Here is a 1,411-nt window from a genome sequence, read left to right as displayed (position 1 = left end):
CTTCCGGTTCCGGGTCGAGGCCGGGCATCTGATGGGCGTGGAGATCGGCCCGCACCGGGCCTCGGCGCTCCTGTCCGACCTGAGCGGCCGGGTCCTGGACTCGGTCTCGCTGGACGTCCGGGTGGCGGCTCCGGCCGACGAGCGGCTGGAGCGGGTGGGCCACGCGGTCGCCGATCTGCTCGGCCGCTGCTCCGTCGCGCGCGAGTCGCTGCGGGCGGTCGGCGTCGCGAGCCCCGGCATCGTGGAGGCCGACGGGACCGTGCGGCTGTGCACGGCGCTGCCGGAGTGGACGGGGCTGCCGCTCGGCGAGCGGCTGCGGAGCTGGTTCACGTGTCCGGTGCTGCTGGAGAACGACGCCAACGCCGCCGCCGTGGCCGAGCATTGGTCGGGCGCCGCGACCGGCTCCGACGACATCGTGTTCGTACGCGCCGGGCTGAGCCCGGGGGCGGGCTCCCTGATCGGCGGCAGGCTGCACCGGGGCTTCGGCGGCGCGGCCGGGGAGATCGGCGCGCTGCACCTGCTGGGCCGGGAGGCCACCCCGGAGGTGGTGCTGTCCACGACCGGGGAGCCGCTGCATCCGCTCGACGACGCGCAGGTGGCGCGGGTGTTCGCGATGGCGGGCCAGGGCGACGCCGGGGCGCGGGCGGCCCAGGACCGCTATATGCGGCGGCTGGTGCACGACGTGGCGGCGCTGGTGCTGGCGCTCGATCCGCAGCTGGTGGTGGTGGGCGGCTGGGCCGCCGGGCTGGACGGGGTGCTGGAGCCGCTGCGCTCCGAGCTCGCCCGCTACTGCCTGCGGCCGCCGCAGGTGGTCCAGTCGGCGCTGGGCGAGGCGGCGGCGGCGACGGGCGCGCTGCGCCTGGCCCTCGACCACGTGGAGGAACAGCTCTTCGCGGTCGAGAGCACCGTCACGGCACGGCGGTGAGCCGGGCGGCTGCCCCGGCGGGGCGGGCTACGGGCTACGGGCCCGTCAGCTCGCGAGCAGCTCCATGCCGTTGTCGTCGAAGGTGAGCCGGCAGGTGTCGGCCCGGTAGGTGGCGACCGCCACGGCGGCGGTGCGGCCGTCCGCGACGAAGCGGGTGGTGACGACGAGCACGGGCGCGCCGGGCAGCCGGTCGAGCTGCTTGGCGTCGTCCGCCTGGGCGGAGCCGAGCTCCACGGACCGGTCCTGGCCTTCGAGTTCGAGCCGCTGGAGCTCGCGCAGCACGGCGCGGGCGCGGGCGGGCCCGTTGGGCGCGTCGATCGCGGTGAGCTCGGGGACGGTGGCCACCGGTACGTACAGCATCTCGGCGGCGACCGGCTGGCCGTGCGTCACGCGGGTGCGGCGGACGGCGTGCGCCTGCTCGTCGGCGGGGAGGCCGAGGAGCCGGGCGACGGCGGCGGGCGGGCGGCGCAGCGCGCTGTCCACGGG

At 77.3% G+C, this 1,411-nt stretch carries 2 protein-coding genes; one reads left to right on the top strand and one right to left on the bottom strand.

The window, feature by feature from the left end; all coding sequences use genetic code 11:
- The coding region (locus tag ACFU99_RS43655; protein WP_384404334.1) for an ROK family protein at nucleotides 1–925 on the top strand (925 nt) is incomplete at its 5' end.
- 45 nt (nucleotides 926–970) lie between these two features.
- On the opposite strand, the gene ACFU99_RS43650 is transcribed toward ACFU99_RS43655, so the two are convergent.
- A partial coding sequence (locus ACFU99_RS43650; RefSeq protein ID WP_384404332.1) for a UTRA domain-containing protein occupies nucleotides 971–1,411 on the bottom strand: 441 nt, incomplete at its 5' end.

The organism is Streptomyces sp. NPDC057654 (assembly GCF_042800135.1).
Classification (GTDB): domain Bacteria; phylum Actinomycetota; class Actinomycetes; order Streptomycetales; family Streptomycetaceae; genus Streptomyces.
Note: the sequence above shows the minus strand (reverse complement) of the source record. Positions and strands in the feature narration are given on the sequence as shown.